Raw genomic sequence first — 13,213 nt, forward strand, 5'->3', positions numbered from 1 at the left:
GTTACGCATAATCGTGCAGCGCCGAGCGCATCTTCTTCATTGCGCTTGCCTCGATCTGACGAATGCGCTCCGCCGACACGCCGAACTCGTCCGCCAGTTCGTGCAGCGTCTTGCCGCCCGAGCCGTCGTCTTCCACGTCGAGCCAGCGCGCCTTGATGATGCGGCGGCTGCGTTCGTCGAGCGATTCGAGTGCGTCGGCGAGGCCGTCGCTCTGCAGCTTGTCGAACTGGCGGGCCGCAATGACGTTGGTCGGCTCGTTATGCGAATCCGCCAGATAGGCGATGGGCGCGAACGCTTCCTCGCCGTCCTCGACCTGGCCTTCGAGCGCGATATCGCCGCCCGACAAGCGCGTTTCCATCTCCGCGACTTCCTCGCGCTTCACGTTCAGTTCGCTCGCGAGACCTTCGATCTCGTCCGGCGTGAACGCCGAATGGCTGGTCTTGTGGCTGCGCAGGTTGAAGAACAGCTTGCGTTGCGCCTTCGTCGTCGCGACCTTCACCATGCGCCAGTTGCGCAGGATGTACTCGTGAATCTCGGCCTTGATCCAGTGCATGGCATACGACACCAGGCGCACGTTTTGCTCTGGGTCGAAGCGCTTCACCGCCTTCATCAGACCGATGTTGCCTTCCTGGATCAGGTCCGCGTGCGGCAGACCGTAACCGAGATAGTTACGGGCGATCGACACGACGAGCCGCAGGTGCGAAAGCACCAGTTGGCGCGCGGCGTTCAGGTTGCCCTGCTCGCGGAATTCGGTGGCGTACTGACGTTCCTCTGCCTGCGAAAGCATAGGAATACGGTTCACTGCTTGTATGTATGAATCGATGTTGCCGATCTGGCCGGTCAGCATCGAAGACTGTGCGTACGTCAGCGCGCCTGCCGAACATGCCTTGGCAGGTGCCGAGTTCACAACATTCGGAAGGGTCATCGCATTGGTCACGCTCATAAGCTCCTTATCAACAATTCATGTGCCGCTAACGGCAGCGGCAAAGTCAGACACGATATTAGCACTCCGGTTCATCGAGTGCTAAGTGTTAGAGGCTACGGGAATGTGTGAGTTCCCACAAAAACTATCGAATTTGCGGGATTAATAGGACGGACTGTTGCGCCGATGTAGGAAAAAATGACCGGGCGACAGCGCCTGTTCGAATGTAGTACCGATTGGGTGCGGGGCAGCGAAAGATAATTTAACAAAACACGGCAAACGGATGCGCTTTCTGCAACCTCCGCGGAAGCTCACTACAATTCCCCGGACGCATCCAAAAAATGAAACACGGCCACCTTTCCGAGTAAATTGGGGTGTGAATGCAAAAAAACAAGCGTTCGTGGCATCAGCCGCTCTCGCGTGTGGCGGTGTGCGCCGCCTTCGGCCTTGCGTCGGCGGCGGCGCATGCCGACCGGTTCGGCGTCCAGTTTGCCGCCGGCGTGGCCGACCGCGATATCAAGAAGGCCGATATCGGCGTGTCCTGGGACCCCGGCCTGACCTGGTGGGAAATCGGCGGGTTTCACTTCACGCTCGTCGGCGAAGGGCACGTGTCGTACTGGCACACGACCGAGGACAACGCCGTGCACCCGAACATCTGGGAAGTCGGCATCACACCGGTCGTGCGCTTCGTGAAGAGCGGAGGCTATTTCCGGCCGTTCATCGAGGCGGGCGTGGGCGTGCGGCTGCTTTCGCACACGCGCATCACCGAAGATTTCAGCGTGGCGACGGCGTTCCAGTTCGCGGACATGGTGGGCGTCGGCATGATCTTCGGGGACAGGCAGAACTATCAGGTCGGATATCGTTTCCAGCATCTGTCGAACGGCGGTATCAAAGAGCCGAATCCTGGTATAAATTTCAGCCAGCTATATCTGCAATACAACTTCTGACGAGGCGCCGGCGCATCGGTTCCTCGACATAAGGGGAATCGACAGATGCCCGCAAAAACCATTGAGGCCATCCGCGGCCTCGAGCGCGACCGCTTCCGTGCGATGGTCGAGAGCGACGGCCCGGCGCTCGACGCGTTGCTGGCCGAGAACGTCAGCTACGTCCACACGAACGGCAAGCGGGAGACGAAGCGCCAGTTCATCGACGCCATCACGGCCGGCCGCCGCCGCTATCGCCAGATCGAGATTCAGTCGCAGGACGTGCTGCCCGCCGGCCGCGATACGTGCCTCGTGTCGGGCCGCGCGTTGATCGAGATGGAGTCGAAGAACGGCGCGCTGCTGTTTCCGATCGCCTACACCGCCGTTCACGTGCAGACCGAGGGCCAGTGGCAACTGCTCGCGCTGCAGGCGACGCGCGTGGCGCTCGAATAGCCGCGCGCGCCGCTATTCATCACGCTTCGACCGCTTCGTCCTGCCGCACGGAGGCCGTGACGCGCCCGGAACGGTTGACCGCGCTCACGACCGCATCGGCGACCGCGAGCGCCGGATTCGCATGCACCGCGACGCCGAAGCGCGTCTGCCCGTCTCCGACACGACAGCCGACGAACGCCGCCGTGTCGCCGCTCGCCGTCACGGCCGTCTCGAACCAGTTCACGTTCGCGTCCACGCCGAGTGCCGCGGCAACGGCTTGCGCGTACGTGTCGCCGCTCGTCGCGCTCGCTGCGGGCGGCACCGTCACGCGCCGCTCGAACACCGAAAACGTCGACACATCGAGCCGCGAGACCGCGCCGCCCGCGTCGAAATACTCGCGCTTGAACAGCTCGCAGATGGCGTCGCCGCCGATTTCCGCGCCGGAGGCATCGGTGATTTTCTGCACGGCGTGGCTGAATTCGATCTGCACGCGGCGCGGCGGCGTGAAGCCGAGGCCGCGTTCGAGCAGATACGTGGAGCCGCCCTTGCCGGACTGGCTGTTCACGCGGATCACGGCGTCGTAGCTGCGGCCGAGATCGGCGGGATCGATCGGCAGATAGGGCACTTCCCACACCGTGCCCGGCACGCGCTGCGCGAAGCCCTTGCGGATCGCGTCCTGATGCGAACCCGAAAACGCGGTGAACACGAGATCGCCGGCATACGGATGGCGCGGATGCACCGGAATCTGGTTGCAACGCTCGACGACGCGGCGCACGGCGTCGATATCGGAGAAATCGAGGCCCGGATCGATGCCCTGCGTGTAGAGATTCATCGCGAGCGTGACGAGATCGACGTTGCCGGTGCGCTCGCCGTTGCCGAAGAGACAGCCTTCGACGCGATCCGCCCCCGCGAGCACCGCCATTTCCGCCGCCGCGACCGCCGTGCCGCGATCGTTATGCGGATGCACGGACAGCACGATGCTGTCGCGAAAGCCCATGTTGCGGTCCATCCACTCGACCTGATCGGCGAACACGTTGGGCATGGCGGCTTCCACGGTCGCGGGCAGATTCACGATCATCTTGTGATCGGGCGTCGGACGCCACATTTGCGCGACGGCGTCGCAGACTTCGCGCGCGAACGAGAGCTCCGTCATGCTGAACGTCTCGGGCGAGTACTGATAGACCCAGTGCGTGTCCGGCCGCGCCGCCGCGCATTCCTTGATGATGCGCGTGCCTTCGACGGCCAGCGCCTTCACTTCTTCCTTCGACTGATTGAACACGATCTTGCGGAACGACGGCGCGATCGCGTTATAGAGATGCACGATCACCTTGCTCGCGCCTTCGACGGCTTCGAACGTGCGTTCGATCAGCTCACGGCGCGACTGTACGAGTACTTCGATGGTCACGTCGTCCGGAATGCGCTTTTCGTCGATCAATTTGCGCACGAAATCGAAATCGGTCTGCGATGCCGACGGGAAGCCCACCTCGATTTCCTTGAACCCGATTTTCACCAGCATCTCGAAGAATTCGAGCTTCGCGGCGATGCTCATCGGCTCGATGAGCGACTGATTGCCGTCGCGCAGATCGGTGCTCATCCAGATGGGCGCCTTTTCGATCGTGCGGTTCGGCCAGCGGCGGCCATTCAGACGGACTTGCGGAAACGGGCGGTATTTCTCGGCGGGGTTCGGCATCATGATCGTCGATCTCTCTTCGGGCGATGTGCGTAGCGTCTGCGGGAGAGGCCGTGTCCGGCGGCTGGCCGGGCGTGGCGCGATGCACGTAAGACCGGGCGGCGCGCGCGTGTCACGGAGCCACCAGCGACGGTGACGCCTGCGACCAACGTGAACGTGCGCGAAGCAGCGTGCATGTGACCCTCGCGTTTCCGATTCGCGGGATGCGCGAACGAAAAGCTGACGACTACAGGTGGTAAGGAAAGGAACTGCGGGAACTTCTGGAGGACCGCGCTTGCTGGGGAAACCGGCGACGCGCGGCGCTACGTCTGGCGACTTACGCTAGACGTAGCGATAGGGGCCGCGCTAGGCGGCCCGAAATAATTCGGAGGGAGGGGTGCTGGGTGAAGCTCATGCGGTCGACTTTAAACCAGCGTTGAATTCCGTGTCAAATGGGATTTGCCTGACCGGTGGCCGGTTTGCGCACCACATCGGCGATGACTTCGACCTGACGCGCGACCGCGGGCGGCACCGGCACGTCGCCGCGCAGCACGGATTCGATCCATCGCGCGGTGGTCGCGGCATCGAGCGTTTCGGGCAATTCGACCTGCGGCGCGTGCGGCTGCGAATGCTCCGGCGCGATCAGCGTCTCGACGTGGCCGTCGTGGAACCAGTCGACCTGCACCTGGCGGCGCGTATCGGCTACGGCTTCGCCTTCCGTGCCGCGTGCGAGCAGTGCGCCGCCCGCCGCCGCGTCCGGATGCGCGGTGAAAAGCCCGGTGAGACTCTCGCGATACTCCGGGTGCGTGTAGTTGACGAGCCGCAGGCCGGGATCGGCGAACGGCTGAAGGATCTTCACGAGCGTATGCGTCGAATTGCGCACGCCCATGCGGCGTCTGAGCGCCAGCAGCCGCGCGAGCTTCGGCGCGAGCACGGTGATCGGCGCGAACGAAAGGCGGCGCGACGCGAGACTGTCCTCGATTTCATCGTGCGAATTCGCGTGCGCGATGCCCAGTTCGGCGAAGATTTCCGCGCTCGTCACGCGGCCGGGATCGTCGGTGACGCCGTGAACCAGCACCGGCACGCCTTCGCGCGCAAGCAGCAGCGACAGCAGCGGCACGAGGTTGGGCGTCTTGCGTGCGCCGTTGTAGCTCGGAATCGAAACGGGGCGCGCGTGCTCGCGGCCATCCTGCACGTGTAGCGGTTCGAACGAGCGATGCGCGGCGGAGAGCATCGCGGCGAGTTCGGCGGCGGATTCGCCCTTGACGCGGTAAGCGAGCAGCACGGCGCCGAGTTCGAGTTCGGGGACGCGATCGTCGAGCATCGCTTCGTAGAGCGCGTAGGTATCCTCGTGCGAAAGTGCGCGCGCGCCGTTCGGCCCGCGGCCGATTTCCTTGATGTAGCGTGCGCAGGCGAAAGTAGGGGAAGCGGAGTCGGTCATGGAGAGGTGCGTATTCGGGCGCTCGATTGCAGGCTTCGAGCGACGCCGTTGCGCGTTTCAAGGTGCAGGAATGCTATTGAGTACCGCATTTGAAGAGCGCTGGCAAGGTTTCCCGGTCGCGCGTTTCGCCCCGTTTTCGTCCGATGCTTACTAAAAGCGCTGTGCCAGAGCCGTGCCCGAAGGCCGCGCGAAAGCTCGCGAAGCCAAGCCGGACAAGCTTCGCCACGATTTGCGCGCGCACGTTAAACTCTTTGTTCTCGCCGGCCGACCGGGCCAGCGCATTCGTCCATGAATCTGCAAATCAAAACAGCAAACAGGAGAGCGGGATGAGTTACGTGTTTCCCCCGGCGCCGGCAGCAGCGGTGCCCGTCGATGGTTCGAACGAGCAGTTTCCCGTGCGCCGCATCTATTGCGTCGGTCGCAATTACGAAGCTCACGCGCGCGAAATGGGCCACGATCCCGACCGCGAGCCGCCGTTCTTCTTCAGCAAGCCCGCCGACGCCGTGCTGAACGTCGCGCCGGGTTCGACGGCCGAATTCCCGTATCCGTCGCAGACGAAGAATCTGCACTTCGAGATGGAGCTCGTCGCGGCCATCGGCAAGCAGGGCAAGGACATTCCCGCCGACAAAGCGCTCGATTACGTCTACGGTTACGCGCTCGGCCTCGACATGACGCGCCGCGACCTGCAAGCCGAAGCGAAGAAGCTCGGCCGTCCGTGGGACACGGCGAAGGGCTTCGACCGCTCCGCGCCGATCGGCCCGATCCATCCGGTATCGAAGGTCGGGCATCTGGAAAAGAGCGCGATCTGGCTGACCGTCAACGGCGAGGAAAAGCAGCGCTCGGACATCTCGCAACTGATCTGGTCGGTTGGCGAGACGGTCGCGTATCTGTCGACGCTCTTCGAACTCTTCCCCGGCGATCTCATCTTCACCGGCACGCCCGAAGGCGTCGGCGCGGTCGTGAAGGGCGACGTGCTGAAGGGCGGCGTCGAGGGCATCGGCGAATTCTCCGTGCGCGTGGTCTGAGTCCGCGATCATGAAGCTCTATAGCTATTTCCGCAGCTCGGCGGCGTATCGCGTGCGTATCGCGCTGAATCTGAAAGGGCTCGATTACGAGTACGAAGGCGTGCATCTGCTGCGCGACGGCGGCCAGCAACTGAAGCCCGAGTATCGCGCGATGAATCCGGACGGCATCGTGCCGACGCTCGTCGATGGCGACGACATCCTCACGCAGTCGCTCGCAATCATCGAGTATCTGGAAGAGACGCATCCCGAGCCGCCCCTTTTGCCGAAGCAGCCGCTGGACCGCGCGTTCGTGCGCTCGGTGGCGATGCAGGTCGCGTGCGAGATTCATCCGCTCGACAATCTGCGCGTGCTCAAGTACCTGAAGCATCAGGTCAAGGTGCCCGATGAAGTGAAGGACGCGTGGTATTGGCATTGGGTCGAAACGGGTTTCGCGTCGCTCGAAAAGCGGCTCGCCGCCGACAAGCGCGTCGGTTCGTTCACCTTCGGCGACACGCCGACCGTCGCCGATCTGTGCATCGTGCCGCAGGTGTTCAACGCGCGGCGCTTCGGCATCGACACGAGTCCTTATCCGACGATCGCGCGCATCGCCGATCACGCCTGCACGCTCGACGCCTTCGCGCGAGCCGCGCCCGCGCAGCAGCCGGACGCCGAATGACGGCTGCGGTATCGGCGGGTGCGCTGTCGAGTTATCTGTCGGGTGCGGGGTTGGGCGCGAGCCTGATCGTCGCGATCGGCGCGCAGAATGCGTTCGTGTTGCGGCAGGGTTTGAAGCGCAGGCACGTGGGCATCGTCGTGTCGATCTGCGCGTTCATCGACGTAATGTTGATCGCGCTCGGCGTCGGCGGCATGGGCGCGCTCATCGCGCGTGCGCCTTTTCTGCTCGACGTGATTCGCTGGGCTGGCGCGATCTTCGTGTTTCTGTACGGCCTGCGCGCGTTCATCGCGGCGTGGCGCGGGCCGGGACATCTGAACGCATCGGATGGCGATTCGCAGACGGCGATCGGCGCGGCGTCCACCGTGCTCGCGTTGTCGCTGCTCAATCCGCACGTTTATCTCGATACCGTCGTGCTGCTCGGCGGCATCGGCGCGCAACGCGGCTGGCCGGGCAACGCGTGGTTCGCGGCCGGCGCGATGTGTTCGTCGGTCGTCTGGTTCACCGCGCTCGGCTACGGCGCGCGTCTGCTGGAACCGTGGTTCGAGAAAGACGTGTCGTGGCGCGTGCTCGATGTGATCGTCGGCTGCGTGATGGTGTGGATCGCGGCTTCCCTGGTCTTCGCGCGATAAAAAAAGAGCGCCACGCAGGCGCTCTTTTTTCGTTCAGCCGAGCAAAGCGTCGGCGAATTCTTCGGCGCTGAACGGCTGCAAGTCTTCCACTTTCTCGCCCACGCCGATGAAATACACCGGAACGGGCCGCTGACGCGCGATCGCGGCGAGAATGCCGCCCTTCGCGGTGCCGTCGAGTTTCGTGACGATGAGACCCGTCAGGCCGAGCGCGTCGTCGAACGCCTTGACCTGCGCGAGCGCGTTCTGACCCGTGTTCGCGTCGATGACGAGCAGCACTTCGTGCGGCGCGTCGGGCATCGCCTTCGCGATCACGCGGCGCACCTTGCGCAGCTCTTCCATCAGATGCAATTGCGTCGGCAGACGGCCGGCAGTGTCGGCCATCATCACGTCGATTTTCCGTGCGCGCGCCGCGCCGACCGCGTCGTAGATCACGGCGGCGGCGTCGCCGCTTTCCTGTGCGATCACCGTCACGTTGTTGCGCTCGCCCCAGACGGTGAGTTGTTCGCGCGCGGCGGCGCGGAACGTATCGCCGGCGGCGAGCAGCACCGACTGGTTGAAGCGCTGCAAATGCTTCGCCAGCTTGCCGATGCTCGTCGTCTTGCCGGCGCCGTTCACGCCCGCGATCATGATGACGAGCGGCTGCGCGCGGCCGAGCATCAGCGATTTTTCGAGCGGACGGAGCAGATCGACCAGCAGTTCGCGCAGCGCCTTCTTCACCTGCGACGCTTCGGTCAGACGCTCCGCGCGCACCTTCTCGCGCAGCGATTCGAGCAGGAATTCGGTTGCATCGACACCGGCGTCGGACATGAGCAGCGCGGTTTCGAGTTCTTCGTAGAGATCTTCGTCGATCTTCGCGCTGACGAAAATGCCCGTCAGATTGTTGCTCGTCTTCGAAAGACCGTGACGCAGACGCGAAATCCACGACTTTTTCGCGGCGGGATCGAGCGTGGGCGGCGGCACGACTTCCTCGCTCGCCTGATCGGTTTCCGGACCGCGCGCCCATTGCGATTGCGTGCGGCCTTGCCAGTATTCCTTCGATTCATCCGTCGGTGGCGTCGGGGCAGGGGACTTCGGAGCCGCCGGCGCGACGGGTTCTTCGGGCCGCGCTTCTTCCAGCGGCGCATCGGCGCCGAGCGCCTGCCGTTCTAGCTCGGCGTCGGAGATTGCGTCGTCCTCGGCAGCCTCGACGGATTCGTCCTGAGGTTCGTCGAGCGGCGCGTCAGCCGGCTTTTTGAATTTCTTGAAGAAGCTGAACATGGATGTCTGGCGATGATGCGCGTGATCCGGCGGCCCCGTGCGCGTTGTCGAGCCGCTTGCGCGAGGCCCGCGCGATGGGATGGAAGCCGCGTATTTTATCAGGCGCCGCCCGCAGCGCCTGTGCGGCCCCCGGCACGGCGTGCGCGTGTGGTAACGTTGGCTTTCATTGTTCGCGCCGGCTCATCTTCGAGTAAAACAAGCCCGGCGCGCCCGACTCCGACAATTCTTTATGCCTCGCACGTCCGCTACTCGCTGTACCTTGCCCAGCCATACGCCATCGCGCGGAGGCAAACCGCACACGATCCGCATCATCGGCGGAGACTGGAAACGCACGCCGCTGCCCGTGCTCGATCTCGACGGCCTCAGGCCCACGCCGGATCGCGTGCGCGAGACGCTCTTCAACTGGCTCGGCCAGGATCTCTCCGGACAACACTGCCTCGATATGTTCGCCGGCAGCGGCGCGCTCGGTTTCGAAGCAGCGTCGCGCGGCGCGGCACGGGTGCTGATGGTCGAACGAAGCGCGAAGGCGGCGGCACAGATCCGCGCGAATCAGGCGAAGCTCGGCGCGCGCAATATCGAGATCGCGGAAGCGGACGCGCTGCGGCTCGTCGCCAGCCTCGCCCCCGGTTCATTCGATGTCGTCTTCCTGGACCCGCCCTTCGGCGATCACGCGTTGCTGTTGCGCGCGCTGGCGCTGGCCGCGCCGCTCGTTGCGCGGGATGGAGCGATTTACGTCGAATGCGGCGATCCGCTGGAGGTATCGGGCATCGATGCGCTCGCTGGCTGGAGCGTCGTGCGCGAAGGCAAGGCGGGCGCCGTCCGCTATCATTTGCTGCGCCGCGAAAATGAGGAATAATGCGCGTTCCCCGATTTTGGCGCTGCCAAGGTCGCGGGGATTGAGGAGAATGGGTCGTCGCAGCCACGCGGCCCCATGTAAATAGAAGAGGAGAAGCTCATGGTTGTCGCCGTGTATCCGGGTACGTTCGACCCGCTCACCCGCGGGCATGAGGACATCGTCCGGCGCGCGTCGAGCATTTTCGATCAGCTCGTCGTGGGCGTCGCGGACAGCCGCGCCAAGAAGCCATTTTTCTCGCTGCAGGAGCGGCTGGATATCGCGCATGAGGTGCTCGGGCACTATCCGAACGTGCAGGTGAGCAGCTTTACCGGGCTTCTGAAGGATTTTGTGCGCAAGAACAACGCGCGTGTGATCGTGCGCGGACTGCGCGCCGTCTCCGATTTCGAATATGAGTTCCAGATGGCCGGGATGAACCGCTATTTGCTGCCCGACGTCGAAACGATGTTCATGACGCCGTCCGACCAGTACCAGTTCATCTCCGGCACCATCGTGCGCGAGATCGCGCAGCTCGGCGGCGACGTGAGCAAGTTCGTGTTCCCATCGGTGGAAAAGCGGCTGATCGACAAAGTCACCGAGCAGACTCAGAAAGATCCGGCGGCGCCTTGATACGCCGGGCCCGCGCACTCATCTTCGAGGTTGCGCGGGTTTATGCCGGACACCATCCGGCGCAAGAGAGTGAAGCATGTCCCTGATCATTACCGACGAGTGCATCAACTGCGACGTTAGTGACCCTGCGGATTCACCTTAATAAACAAGGGTTTAGACCAAGTTTCCAGCCGAAAATTCCTCGAAAGTGCAACTAGAGTGCAACTGAGGATCATATGGCTAGCTTCGTACAGCGTGGCGACAAGTGGATGGCACGCATTGCGGTTAAGGGATACCCTAAGCAGAACAAAACGTTCGACACACACGCTGAGGCAAAGGCATGGGCGGCAGAGGTAGAAGCGGCCATGTACAGCAGGACGTTTGTTGATGCTTCTGAGGCTAAGGACGTGCTGTTTGGGGAGCTTGTAGAGCGTTATCGCAGTCTGGAAATACCAAAGCGCAACTACGACAATAAGAGCGAATACTTCAGGCTTGGCAAGATCGCCAGAAGCTTCATAGGGCAGTACAGCGTCTACAACCTAACGCCTATGGTCATCGCACAGTATCGCGATGAACGCATAAAAGAAGTAGGACCGGCCACTGTTGCGCGTGAGCTAGCTAACATTCAAGGCATCATCAACCACGCTTGTAGAGAGTGGGGATTGAAGGTCGAAAATCCCTGTTTGAAGGTCAAAAAGCCAAAGCTTCCACCGGGCAGAAACAGGCTACTTACTGACGAGCAGTTGGCTATCTTGCTGCATGAGCTTCGTCCCGGTAGCCATGCAAAACGTAACCCGCTGTTGTATCCGCTTGTTCAAGTAGCGCTTGAGACTGCTATGCGACGTGGGGAGTTGTTGACGCTAACTTGGGATCGAGTGGACTTGGAAAGACGTACAGCGCACCTGCCTATCACTAAGAATGGCAAGTCACGTACTGTCCCACTTAGTAGCAAAGCTGCTGAGATAATGGCTGCGTTGCCGCGTACTGATAAGCGTGTGTTTCCGCTCAGTAGCTTTGTTGTTGACAGTGCTTGGTGGAGACTGTGCAAGCGTGCAGGTATCGAAGACTTCAACTTCCACGACCTGCGTCACATGGCTACTACACGTCTTGCTAAGAAGCTGCCTAACGTTATTGAGCTATCTGCTGTAACGGGGCATAGCAATCCTAAGATGCTTGCACGGTACTACCATACGACGCCAGAGGAACTTGCGCTGAAGATTGGCTAAATACCGTGTCATTGACACGGAGAAATTCATGCAAACAACTTACATCTGCACAATTCCATACATCATCACTGATCAAGAAGCGCCCACACTCGGGTTGGTCTATACACGTCCCGAGATCGAGGCGCTGCTACACAAACTCAACAACTTTGAACTGACCTTGTTCCCAAGAACAGGCACATACCGCAGATTCCAAGTCGTTTTCAAGCTATATGACGAGGTCGATGTTGATGCGTTGAAGTCTCAATTTCCACAGTTGGAATACACCGTAGCAGAATGAAAAAAGGGGAGCTAGAAGCTCCCCTTGTTGTTTGCAAATTGAAGTTAATAATGCGTCTGGACCTGGCAAGAAAAGACGCAGTATTTATCAGTCAGTGCAGCACTTTGATCAGCGCGATCACAATCCCGAACACTGCTGAGGCAAAACCAGCACCCCAGACAAAGGGCATCCACTGTCGTTCAGTTGCGATCTTAGCTGTCTCTTGGATCAGCTTCGAGTTGGTTGCACGCAGCACTTCCAACTCTGCCTCGAACTTGAGAATGTCCATCTGCTCTCTCACGTTGTGCGCTCCTTGTAGTTATAGCACAGTTAGGGCATGACAATGATGCGCACGACACCTTGTTGCGACTGCTTTGCTGCTACCTGCTCGCGCACCCAGTTGGTAGCTGCTTTCTTCGCTACCGCGTAGCTGACCGGGCCGGTGCTGTACTGCATCTTGTCACCTGCGATGTGCGCTTCGAAGACCCAGCAGCCAAACCCGCGGGGAGACTTTGCATGACTAAAGAAATAGCGGTCAGTGTAGAAGTCGATCTGCATGATTGCCTCAGTATTGTTCGCGTCCGTCCGTGTACTCGATCGTGCTACTCAGGTCGAGCGCTTGTACCTTTGCAATCTCCGTCTTGCCAAACCAGATGATGAACAGACCGGGTTCTGCGGGACTGCGTTGCACTTTGACCTTCTTGCCAGCTTTGTGCGTGCGACCAGCGCTCAGGCCGATGTACTTGCTTTCGACTTCCTTCTTCAACTTTGCAACGCGTGGGATTTCGTAGCTCACTTCGTTCTCCTTGTTAATTACCACGCTCAGATGGTAATTTCACCAGGTGCAGAATCAACAAAAGAGTGACAGCCGCAAAAGAAAAAACGGAGCTTCGCCTTTACGAAGGAATGATCGTGAAGTAATCGCCAGTGTTTGCGCGCAGCAAGTTTGCGTAGTTCGCTCCCTGCCAGCTTCGGGAGTTTTGCCAGTAGAGCACGCTGCTGACACCAGTCGTATTGTTGGTGATCGTGTAATTGCCTTGCCAAATTGGGGCGACAGAAAAGTCCAGTTCGCAATTGCCATTGCTCGCATTGACAATCAACTGATCCGCAGTCCCACCCATGCAAGGGGTTCCACTAAAACCTACGCTTGACGTGGACGCAGACATGGTGATGCCTTTGGCAATCTTGCCCGTCTTGCCGTAGAAGTCGGAGAACGAGATTGGTGTACCTGAACCTACCTTATTCGCAAGTGCGCGAAGGATGCCGTCATCGAGGTTGTTCCTGTTAGACCCAACTTCGTTGTTCAGGTCGCTCATCGAAATAGCGCCGCTAGATTG

Annotated in this window: 17 protein-coding genes; 9 read left to right on the top strand and 8 right to left on the bottom strand. The window is 61.1% G+C overall.

Features of this window, described 5'->3' with window-relative positions; translation table 11 throughout:
- Position 1: 1 nt before the first annotated feature.
- Positions 2 to 937 carry an RNA polymerase sigma factor RpoH gene (gene rpoH / locus AWB76_RS04340; RefSeq protein ID WP_061159021.1) on the bottom strand — a complete coding sequence of 312 codons (936 nt, stop codon included), beginning with the start codon at positions 935 to 937 and terminating at the stop codon, positions 2 to 4.
- Between the two features lie 365 nt (positions 938 to 1,302).
- On the opposite strand from rpoH, the gene AWB76_RS04345 reads away from it, so the two are divergent.
- Both AWB76_RS04345 and AWB76_RS04350 read left to right on the top strand, forming a co-directional pair.
- A complete protein-coding gene (locus AWB76_RS04345) occupies positions 1,303 to 1,869 on the top strand; it encodes an acyloxyacyl hydrolase (protein WP_061158870.1) in 567 nt (188 codons plus the stop codon).
- A gap of 45 nt (positions 1,870 to 1,914) precedes the next feature.
- The gene (locus AWB76_RS04350; RefSeq protein ID WP_061158871.1) at positions 1,915 to 2,298 is read left to right on the top strand and encodes a nuclear transport factor 2 family protein; all 384 of its coding nucleotides are present in this window, start codon (positions 1,915 to 1,917) and stop codon (positions 2,296 to 2,298) included.
- Positions 2,299 to 2,317: 19 nt separating this feature from the next.
- Here the strand turns inward: AWB76_RS04350 and leuA are convergent, their stop codons facing one another.
- Positions 2,318 to 3,970, bottom strand: coding sequence for a 2-isopropylmalate synthase (leuA, locus tag AWB76_RS04355; RefSeq protein ID WP_061158872.1), 1,653 nt, complete (start codon positions 3,968 to 3,970; stop codon positions 2,318 to 2,320).
- 424 nt (positions 3,971 to 4,394) lie between these two features.
- Positions 4,395 to 5,387: a DNA-binding protein YbiB gene (gene ybiB / locus AWB76_RS04360; protein WP_061158873.1), complete on the bottom strand. Its 993-nt coding sequence runs from the start codon at positions 5,385 to 5,387 to the stop codon at positions 4,395 to 4,397.
- A 326-nt stretch (positions 5,388 to 5,713) separates the two neighbouring features.
- On the opposite strand from ybiB, the gene AWB76_RS04365 reads away from it, so the two are divergent.
- The 3 genes from AWB76_RS04365 to AWB76_RS04375 are packed head-to-tail and all read left to right on the top strand — an operon-like array spanning position 5,714 to position 7,696.
- Positions 5,714 to 6,412 (top strand): fumarylacetoacetate hydrolase family protein, encoded by a 699-nt coding sequence (locus tag AWB76_RS04365; protein WP_061158874.1) that lies wholly within the window; start codon positions 5,714 to 5,716, stop codon positions 6,410 to 6,412.
- Positions 6,413 to 6,422: 10 nt separating this feature from the next.
- Positions 6,423 to 7,067 (top strand): maleylacetoacetate isomerase, encoded by a 645-nt coding sequence (gene maiA, locus AWB76_RS04370; protein ID WP_061158875.1) that lies wholly within the window; start codon positions 6,423 to 6,425, stop codon positions 7,065 to 7,067.
- On the top strand, positions 7,064 to 7,696 hold the full coding sequence (locus AWB76_RS04375) for a LysE/ArgO family amino acid transporter (RefSeq protein WP_061158876.1): 633 nt from the start codon (positions 7,064 to 7,066) through the stop codon (positions 7,694 to 7,696). Before maiA ends, AWB76_RS04375 begins: the two co-directional genes overlap by 4 nt.
- 33 nt (positions 7,697 to 7,729) lie before the next feature.
- Here the strand turns inward: AWB76_RS04375 and ftsY are convergent, their stop codons facing one another.
- Positions 7,730 to 8,953, bottom strand: coding sequence for a signal recognition particle-docking protein FtsY (gene ftsY / locus AWB76_RS04380; protein WP_061158877.1), 1,224 nt, complete (start codon positions 8,951 to 8,953; stop codon positions 7,730 to 7,732).
- A 229-nt stretch (positions 8,954 to 9,182) separates the two neighbouring features.
- On the opposite strand from ftsY, the gene rsmD reads away from it, so the two are divergent.
- The 4 genes from rsmD (at position 9,183) to AWB76_RS04400 (ending at position 11,897) form a co-directional block, all read left to right on the top strand.
- Positions 9,183 to 9,809: a 16S rRNA (guanine(966)-N(2))-methyltransferase RsmD gene (gene rsmD / locus AWB76_RS04385; RefSeq protein WP_061158878.1), complete on the top strand. Its 627-nt coding sequence runs from the start codon at positions 9,183 to 9,185 to the stop codon at positions 9,807 to 9,809.
- Between the two features lie 99 nt (positions 9,810 to 9,908).
- Positions 9,909 to 10,415: a pantetheine-phosphate adenylyltransferase gene (gene coaD / locus AWB76_RS04390; protein ID WP_061158879.1), complete on the top strand. Its 507-nt coding sequence runs from the start codon at positions 9,909 to 9,911 to the stop codon at positions 10,413 to 10,415.
- A 215-nt stretch (positions 10,416 to 10,630) separates the two neighbouring features.
- The gene (locus tag AWB76_RS04395; protein ID WP_061158880.1) at positions 10,631 to 11,620 is read left to right on the top strand and encodes a tyrosine-type recombinase/integrase; all 990 of its coding nucleotides are present in this window, start codon (positions 10,631 to 10,633) and stop codon (positions 11,618 to 11,620) included.
- 28 nt (positions 11,621 to 11,648) lie between these two features.
- Complete coding sequence (locus AWB76_RS04400) at positions 11,649 to 11,897, top strand: hypothetical protein (RefSeq protein ID WP_061158881.1); 249 nt, start codon at positions 11,649 to 11,651, stop codon at positions 11,895 to 11,897.
- A 91-nt stretch (positions 11,898 to 11,988) separates the two neighbouring features.
- Here AWB76_RS04400 and AWB76_RS40635 read toward each other — a convergent pair whose 3' ends face one another.
- The 4 genes from AWB76_RS40635 to AWB76_RS04415 all read right to left on the bottom strand — a co-directional run bounded on the left by AWB76_RS40635 (position 11,989) and on the right by AWB76_RS04415 (position 13,192).
- A complete protein-coding gene (locus tag AWB76_RS40635; protein WP_157696041.1) occupies positions 11,989 to 12,165 on the bottom strand; it encodes a hypothetical protein in 177 nt (58 codons plus the stop codon).
- A gap of 41 nt (positions 12,166 to 12,206) precedes the next feature.
- Complete coding sequence (locus tag AWB76_RS04405) at positions 12,207 to 12,434, bottom strand: hypothetical protein (RefSeq protein ID WP_061158882.1); 228 nt, start codon at positions 12,432 to 12,434, stop codon at positions 12,207 to 12,209.
- 7 nt (positions 12,435 to 12,441) lie between these two features.
- Entirely contained in the window at positions 12,442 to 12,672 is a 231-nt protein-coding gene (locus AWB76_RS04410; RefSeq protein ID WP_157696042.1) for a hypothetical protein, read from the bottom strand.
- Positions 12,673 to 12,772: 100 nt separating this feature from the next.
- A complete protein-coding gene (locus tag AWB76_RS04415; protein WP_157696043.1) occupies positions 12,773 to 13,192 on the bottom strand; it encodes a hypothetical protein in 420 nt (139 codons plus the stop codon).
- Positions 13,193 to 13,213: the final 21 nt, after the last annotated feature.

Origin of the sequence: Caballeronia temeraria (assembly GCF_001544795.2) — a bacterium.
Classification (GTDB): Bacteria; Pseudomonadota; Gammaproteobacteria; order Burkholderiales; family Burkholderiaceae; genus Caballeronia; species Caballeronia temeraria.

Bases quoted from the DNA above. Each gene is read 5' to 3' on its own strand.
- rsmD (WP_061158878.1), top strand. From the start codon at position 9,183: ATGCCTCGCACGTCCGCTACTCGCTGTACCTTGCCCAGCCATACGCCA.
- coaD (WP_061158879.1), top strand. From the start codon at position 9,909: ATGGTTGTCGCCGTGTATCCGGGTACGTTCGACCCGCTCACCCGCGGG.
- leuA (WP_061158872.1), bottom strand. From the start codon at position 3,970: ATGATGCCGAACCCCGCCGAGAAATACCGCCCGTTTCCGCAAGTCCGT.
- AWB76_RS40635 (WP_157696041.1), bottom strand. From the start codon at position 12,165: ATGGACATTCTCAAGTTCGAGGCAGAGTTGGAAGTGCTGCGTGCAACC.
- maiA (WP_061158875.1), top strand. From the start codon at position 6,423: ATGAAGCTCTATAGCTATTTCCGCAGCTCGGCGGCGTATCGCGTGCGT.
- ybiB (WP_061158873.1), bottom strand. From the start codon at position 5,387: ATGACCGACTCCGCTTCCCCTACTTTCGCCTGCGCACGCTACATCAAG.
- AWB76_RS04345 (WP_061158870.1), top strand. From the start codon at position 1,303: ATGCAAAAAAACAAGCGTTCGTGGCATCAGCCGCTCTCGCGTGTGGCG.
- AWB76_RS04375 (WP_061158876.1), top strand. From the start codon at position 7,064: ATGACGGCTGCGGTATCGGCGGGTGCGCTGTCGAGTTATCTGTCGGGT.
- AWB76_RS04415 (WP_157696043.1), bottom strand. From the start codon at position 13,192: ATGAGCGACCTGAACAACGAAGTTGGGTCTAACAGGAACAACCTCGAT.
- AWB76_RS04405 (WP_061158882.1), bottom strand. From the start codon at position 12,434: ATGCAGATCGACTTCTACACTGACCGCTATTTCTTTAGTCATGCAAAG.
- AWB76_RS04365 (WP_061158874.1), top strand. From the start codon at position 5,714: ATGAGTTACGTGTTTCCCCCGGCGCCGGCAGCAGCGGTGCCCGTCGAT.
- ftsY (WP_061158877.1), bottom strand. From the start codon at position 8,953: ATGTTCAGCTTCTTCAAGAAATTCAAAAAGCCGGCTGACGCGCCGCTC.
- AWB76_RS04400 (WP_061158881.1), top strand. From the start codon at position 11,649: ATGCAAACAACTTACATCTGCACAATTCCATACATCATCACTGATCAA.
- AWB76_RS04350 (WP_061158871.1), top strand. From the start codon at position 1,915: ATGCCCGCAAAAACCATTGAGGCCATCCGCGGCCTCGAGCGCGACCGC.
- AWB76_RS04395 (WP_061158880.1), top strand. From the start codon at position 10,631: ATGGCTAGCTTCGTACAGCGTGGCGACAAGTGGATGGCACGCATTGCG.